Source organism: Lutibacter sp. (genome assembly GCF_041555395.1).
Lineage (GTDB): Bacteria > Bacteroidota > Bacteroidia > Flavobacteriales > Flavobacteriaceae > Lutibacter.
Genome location: NZ_JBFFKM010000085.1, coordinates 1 through 6,743, shown reverse-complemented (window position 1 = coordinate 6,743; position 6,743 = coordinate 1). Strand labels below are relative to the sequence as shown.

Below are 6,743 nucleotides of genomic sequence, written 5' to 3'. Positions count from 1 at the left end.
GTTTTGCTTCTGATCGGGAATTTGTTGCCTTAGCTGAAAAAGCAGCCATGGAAAATCTTTCTGAAAATGACATTAAAAAGGCAATAAGCAATTGGAAAGCGGACCAATATCGTGTTTAAGATATAATCGATCGACTTTTAAAGGAAAAAATCCTCCTATTATACGGGAGGATTTTTAATTTCGATATTAACTGATATAACTCTTTCAGCAGATAAAGATATTGTAAATTTAGATTAAGCCACGATTACCTGCACAAGGTACCAAAACTTAAATAATAATTCAAAAAGTCACTTTATTCTGATTTAAATTTTTATAGTTTTTTTATTGGCAGTGATGAATTTAAGTGATAAAAAGGGATTATAGGTAGTATTAATTTAATATTTTAGCCAAAAATAAATTCAATGAACTACTTAAGGCATGTTGGGAAGTATTTTATTATGCTTCGGCAAGTTTTTAGAAAGCCACAGAAATGGTCGGTTTTTAGAGAAATGTTATTTAGGGAAATTGAAGATTTAGGGCTTAAATCATTAGGGATAATTGCTTTTATCTCTTTTTTTGTAGGTGGAGTTGTGGCTATTCAAACTGCTTTAAATGTTGATAGTCCTTTTATACCTAAATACTTAATAGGCTTTGCTACAATGCGATCTATGATTTTGGAATTTGCGCCAACATTTATGAGTGTTATTTTGGCTGGAAAAGTGGGGTCATATATTTCTTCAAGTATTGGCACCATGAGAGTCACTGAGCAAATTGATGCCTTGGAAGTCATGGGGATCAATTCTTTAAATTATTTGGTGTTGCCTAAAATTATTGCAACCGTGTTTTTTTACCCCTTGTTAATTTCCTTGGCCATGTTTTTAGGTATTTTTGGAGGGTATGTAGCCGGAACTTTAACTGATTTATTTTATAGTGAAGATTATATTTACGGAGTTCGACTTGATTTTGATTCTTACTACATCAAATATGCTTTAATTAAAACAGTAGTTTTTGCATTTGTAATCGCAACCATACCTGCTTATCATGGCTATTATGTAAAAGGCGGATCATTAGAAGTTGGCCGGGCAAGCACGCAAGCTGTAGTTTGGACTAGTGTTGTTATCATTTTATTAAACTATTTTTTAACCCAAATGCTTTTAGGATAAATGATTGAAGTTACGGATTTATATAAAGAATTTAAAGGCATTCCGGTTTTAAAAGGAATTTCAACCACTTTTGAAAAAGGAGTAACCAATATGATTATTGGTCAGAGCGGATCTGGTAAAACGGTTTTTTTAAAATGTTTGATTGGGTTGCACATTCCCGATAGCGGGATAATTTGTTTTGATGGAAGAAAGCATACAGAACTCAGTATTAAGGAGCACAGGCTGTTACGGCAGGAAATTGGAATGGTTTTTCAGGGAGGAGCTCTTTATGATTCATTAACAGTTGAAGAAAATATTATGTTTCCCTTGAAAATGTTTACAGATCAATCTTTTGCTGAAAATCTTGATCGCGTAAATTTTGTTTTAAAAAGGGTGAATTTAGAAAATGCAAATAAAAAATTTCCGGCTGAATTGTCCGGAGGTATGCAAAAAAGAGTATCAATTGCCAGGGCCATTGTCATGAATCCAAAGTACTTATTTTGTGATGAACCCAATTCTGGTTTAGATCCGAATACAGCGACAGTCATCGATAATTTAATTAAAGAAATTACGGAAGAATATCAAATAATTACGGTGATAAATTCACATGATATGAATTCTGTTATGGAAATTGGAGAAAAAATTATTTTTTTAAAAGATGGCGTAAAAGAATGGGAAGGATCGAATAAAGAGATATTTAAAACTGAAAATGAGGCAATTGTGAATTTTGTATATTCTTCCAATTTATTTAGAAAAGTAAGGGAGGCTTATTTAAAAGAAACAAAGTAGGTTAGAAGTTTGTTTTTATTAAATATACCCTTATATTTGCAGCCGCTAAAAAGGAAAAGAATGACCTGGTAGCTCAGTTGGTAGAGCACCTCCCTTTTAAGGAGGTGGTCCTGGGTTCGAGCCCCAGCCCGGTCACAAAAAGCTTCTCAAGATAGAGGAGCTTTTTAATTTAAAATTTTGGTGAGATACTCAAGTGGCCAACGAGGGCAGACTGTAAATCTGCTGCGCAAGCTTCGAAGGTTCGAATCCTTCTCTCACCACAAAAAGCTTCAAACAAATTTGTTTGAGGCTTTTTTTGTAAACATCGGTCAAAAACGTTTAACTTTAATTAAATAGTATTAAACAAAATTGTACATTTGCTTGAAATTGAATTTTTCGATATGATTAAAAATGTTGTACTCTGTTTTTTTCTATTAAGTCTATCAATTGGGTTTTCACAAAATAAAGGGATACTTAAAGGAAAAGTAATAGATTTTAATACGAGAGAAGCCCTTGTTTTTGCCAATGTTTTGGTTGATGGAACAACAATAGGAACAAACACCAATGAACGAGGTGAATTTACAATTAACAATGTTCCATTGGGCTATGTTAAAGTACAAGTTTCAATAGTAGGTTACCGTACGAAATTGTCTGAAAGCTATTTGGTGACCAATGATAAAACTCCTTATGTTTTTGTTGAATTGATTGAAGACAGTGAACAATTGAAGGAAGTTGTTGTACAAAGTAATTTGTTTAAAAAATCAATGGAAAGCCCTATTTCATTTCAATCAGTAGGAATTGCAGAAATAGAAAAAAATCCTGGAGGAAACAGGGATATTTTAAAAGTAATTCAGTCTTTTCCAGGCGTTGCTTCTAATCCTGGATTTCGAAATGACATTATTATAAGGGGCGGTGCGCCAAGTGAAAGTAAATTTTATTTGGACGGCATAGAAATTCCGGTGATAAATCATTTTCAAACGCAAGGAGCAACTGGTGGTCCGGTCGGAATTATCAATGCCGATTTAATTAGAAAAGCTGATTTTTATTCAGGCGCTTTTCCTTCAAACAGAGGAAATGCTTTAAGTGCTGTTATTGAATTTACTCAAAAGGACGGCAATCCCGATAAATTGAATGTTAGGGCAACTATAGGAACCTCTGATGCTGGAATAACCTTGGATGGACCGTTAGGCGATAAAACAACCTTTATAGCTTCTGTACGCCAATCTTATCTGAAGTTTCTTTTTAAGTTAATAAAACTGCCCTTTTTGCCTACCTATAATGATTTTCAGTTCAAAGTGAAACATCAATTATCTGAAAATAGTGAAATAGCTTTAATTGGAATTGGGGCGATTGATAATTTCGAATTAAATGAAAGTGTAAATAACAGTGTAACCGAGGAAAAAACCATCAAAAGAAATAATTATATTTTAAGCAATATTCCAATCCAAAACCAATGGAATTATACAGTTGGCGCATCCTATAAACATTTTGGAGAAAAAACGATTCAACAAGTTGTTTTCAGCCGAAGCGAATGGAACAATGAAGCCGTTAAATATTTTAACAACACAAGCACTCCATCTGACTTATTATTAAAATATGCTTCCAAGGAAATTGAGGATAAATTTAGGTTTGAAAATTTTCTGACATTGAAAAACAAATATAAATTAGACATTGGTGTTGGTATGACACAAGCAAAATATATTAATGATACGTATAATAAATGGGCTAATTCATCTTCTGTTGAGTTGCAAAATTTCAGTTCAAAGTTGAACATTTTGAAGTATGAATTGTTTGGGAATTTGTCTAAAAAATATTTTAATTCAACCTTGGGCGTTTCTTTGGGCTTGCGATTGGATGGAGCCGGTTACAATGGCGAAATGGAAAATCCTTTCAACCAATTTTCTCCAAGGCTCGCTTTGAGCTATTCTCTGAATGAAAACTGGTCGGTAATTTCTACGGTTGGCAGTTATTACCAACTTCCTGCGTATACTATTTTGGGCTTTCGGGACAATAACGGACTTTTAGTAAATAAAAATAATGGCCTAAAATACCTTCAGGCTAATCATTTGGTGAGCGGACTTGAATATACCCCAAATAACCTTTCTAAAATTAGTGTGGAAGGTTTTTATAAATCGTATAAAAATTATCCTTTTTCTATAAGAAATCAGATTAGTCTGGCAAATTTAGGTTCAGATTTTGGCGTTGTGGGAAATGAAGAAGTGACATCAACTTCTGAAGGAAGGGCATATGGTTTTGAGTTTTTCGCCCAAAAGAAATCTTTTTCCGGATTGTACGGTATTTTATCTTACACTTTTGTGGTTAGTGAATTTAAAGATAATTTAAATAACTACCTTCCTTCAACCTGGGATAACAAACATTTACTTACTGTAACGGGAGGGAAAAAACTTAAACGAAATTGGGAAATTGGCGGAAAATATAGATTGGTTGGCGGACGGCCTTTTACGCCGTACGATTTGGATGCATCTTCTATTATTGAAAATTATGATGTTTCAAACCAAGGAATTTTAGATTTTGGAAAATTAAACACAGAGCGATTTAAAACGTATTCTCAACTGGATCTTCGAATAGACAAATCGTGGTATTGGAAGAAGTTTTCCCTAAATTTTTATGTTGATGTTCAAAATGTTTTGGCGGGAGAAGCGATTGAGCAGCCTTATTTAATTCCGACTGTTGATGCAAATGGAAATAAAATAATTGATTCTAATGACGACTCAAAATATGTGTTGGAAAGCATTGAAAACACTTCCGGTACCGTTCTTCCAAGATTTGGGCTTATTGTAGATTTTTAGTTGTGGTTTACAATCAAAGTATCTAAATTTAAACGTGTTTTAAGCCATTTTTTTAATTGGTCCTTTTTCAGATCTTTTTTTGGCACAGATTTGTCCCATTCTGCATTAAATACGGTAATGGTATCTACTGTCTTAAAATTAGTATTAACCTGCTTAGCGTAGCTTAATTGCTTTAAGCCGCTATAATTAATCTGAGCTTCTTTACTTATTTGTACAAAAGGAATTTCAGAAGCGTAAAATTTAGACAATTCGGTTTCTAAAAGATTAAGTTTAGCTTCTTTTTCTTTTAAGGATTCATCTCTTGTGGAAATTAGTATTTGATTTTGTTTGTATAATTCCGTCAGGTTTTCAACCTCATGCATTAAATCAGAATCAACACTTTGTTCAACAATTAATTTGGTATCAGTTAGTCCATAATTAGGAAGTTTTGCTGTCCAATAATTAATTTCTTCTGAAGAAAGTGTTTTGCCATAAATATAAATTTTTACACTATTTTCTTTATAATCCAGATCTTCAGCTTTTTCATCAATAATGCTAATTCCGCTCTTTTTTAAATCAGCTATAAAATTTTCAGCAGATTGTTTAAATTGATTTATTTTAAATAAATTAAAAAACATATAAATACTTCCTGCGAAAACTAAAAATGCAACGAAAGAAGCTAAACGTGCAATACGTTTTCTTTTGGCTGAATCGAGATATTTAACCATGGGGAAATGTAAAAACTTCACAATTGCAAAAGCTGCCAATGCAATATATATGGTGTTGATTGTAAATAAAAACATAGCGCCGCCAAAATAGCTAAAATTGCCTATTGCCAGTCCGTATCCAGCGGTGCAAAGCGGCGGCATTAAAGCTGTGGCAATGGCAACACCTGCAATGGTGTTGGTTTGTTTGCTCCTTCTGCTTATAGCAATAATCAATGCCAAACCACCGGCAATTGCAATAAATACATCGCGAACATCAGGTGCGGTTCTTGCTAAAAGTTCAGGTGTTTCATTTCTGAATATTGGAATTAAAAAGAATAAGAATGAAGTTGCCAAACTTAATCCAATCATAACACCTAGATTGGTTAAGGATCGTTTTAAGGTATCAATATCGTTTGTTCCAATAGACAACCCAACACCTAAAATTGGACCCATTAAGGGAGAAATGAGCATGGCACCTATAACAACGGCCGGGGAACTGATATTTAAGCCAATTGAAGCTATTAAAATTGAAAAAACCAATACCCATGCGGTGTGGCCTTTCATTGAAATGTTTTCTTTTATATCTTCAGTAGTGCCTTTTTTGTCTGTGTCATGTCTAATGTCAAGCAGTTCGAATAAAAATTCTTTTAAACTTTCCCAGGCTTCTTTTAAATTTTTATTTATGGCAGGCTGGTTCTTATCTTTGTTTTCCATAATTACATTTTTTAAACAAAATCTGCTCCAAATTCAGCTTTCACTGCTGAAGTTATTTGTTTTATTTCTTGTTCTTTGTTTTTTGGGCAAATAAGAATTACGTCATCTTTTTCAATTACAATAAAGTCATTTAAACCTTGGATAACAACACGTTTTCCAGATTGCGTTCTAACGATATTATTTTTGGAATCTCGATAGATAACATTTCCACCAACAGTAGCGTTTTGGTCTTTGTCTTTGGTAAGTTTGTTATAAAGAGAACCCCATGTTCCAAGATCATTCCATCCAAATTCAACAGGCAATATATAAACATTCTCTGCTTTTTCCATAATCCCAAAGTCGATGGATACATTTTCTGAAAAAGCATAATTTTTTTCAATAAAATCATTTTCGGAAGTCTTATTGTAACTATTTTGCCCTTTTGAAAATAGAGCATGCATTTCAGGCAAATGGGCTTCAAAAGCTTTTAAAATGCTTTTTGCACTCCAAACAAAAATACCGGCATTCCATAGGTAATCGCCACTTTTCAAAAATTGTTCAGCAGTTTCCAAGTTTGGTTTTTCTGTAAAATCAGTTACTTTTTTTATAGCATTTTCTGAAGGGCTAAACTTAATATATCCGTAACCGGTATTTGGCTCTGATGG

At 33.2% G+C, this 6,743-nt stretch carries 6 protein-coding genes and 2 tRNA genes; 6 read left to right on the top strand and 2 right to left on the bottom strand.

Annotated elements, in window-relative coordinates; translation table 11 throughout:
• From ABY285_RS11945 to ABY285_RS11920, 6 genes are all read left to right on the top strand, one after another.
• On the top strand, nt 1–119 hold a 119-nt coding region (locus tag ABY285_RS11945; RefSeq protein ID WP_372768783.1), incomplete at its 5' end, for a DUF6526 family protein.
• A gap of 282 nt (nt 120–401) precedes the next feature.
• Nucleotides 402–1,142 (top strand): MlaE family ABC transporter permease, encoded by a 741-nt coding sequence (locus tag ABY285_RS11940; protein WP_372770354.1) that lies wholly within the window; start codon nt 402–404, stop codon nt 1,140–1,142.
• Complete coding sequence (locus tag ABY285_RS11935) at nt 1,143–1,910, top strand: ABC transporter ATP-binding protein (protein ID WP_372770352.1); 768 nt, start codon at nt 1,143–1,145, stop codon at nt 1,908–1,910.
• 62 nt (nt 1,911–1,972) lie between these two features.
• Nucleotides 1,973–2,045, top strand: a tRNA-Lys gene (locus tag ABY285_RS11930).
• 44 nt (nt 2,046–2,089) lie between these two features.
• Nucleotides 2,090–2,170: transfer RNA gene (locus ABY285_RS11925), tRNA-Tyr, on the top strand.
• A 120-nt stretch (nt 2,171–2,290) separates the two neighbouring features.
• Nucleotides 2,291–4,699: a TonB-dependent receptor domain-containing protein gene (locus tag ABY285_RS11920; RefSeq protein WP_372770350.1), complete on the top strand. Its 2,409-nt coding sequence runs from the start codon at nt 2,291–2,293 to the stop codon at nt 4,697–4,699.
• Here the strand turns inward: ABY285_RS11920 and ABY285_RS11915 are convergent.
• Nucleotides 4,696–6,099, bottom strand: coding sequence for a DUF389 domain-containing protein (locus tag ABY285_RS11915; protein ID WP_372770348.1), 1,404 nt, complete (start codon nt 6,097–6,099; stop codon nt 4,696–4,698). The two genes, ABY285_RS11920 and ABY285_RS11915, sit on opposite strands and share 4 nt — an antisense overlap.
• 11 nt (nt 6,100–6,110) lie before the next feature.
• The coding region (locus ABY285_RS11910; protein WP_372770346.1) for a mannose-1-phosphate guanylyltransferase at nt 6,111–6,743 on the bottom strand (633 nt) is incomplete at its 5' end.

Coding starts and splice junctions, on each gene's coding strand:
- ABY285_RS11940 (WP_372770354.1), top strand. CDS start 402: ATGAACTACTTAAGGCATGTTGGGAAGTATTTTATTATGCTTCGGCAA.
- ABY285_RS11935 (WP_372770352.1), top strand. CDS start 1,143: ATGATTGAAGTTACGGATTTATATAAAGAATTTAAAGGCATTCCGGTT.
- ABY285_RS11920 (WP_372770350.1), top strand. CDS start 2,291: ATGATTAAAAATGTTGTACTCTGTTTTTTTCTATTAAGTCTATCAATT.
- ABY285_RS11915 (WP_372770348.1), bottom strand. CDS start 6,099: ATGGAAAACAAAGATAAGAACCAGCCTGCCATAAATAAAAATTTAAAA.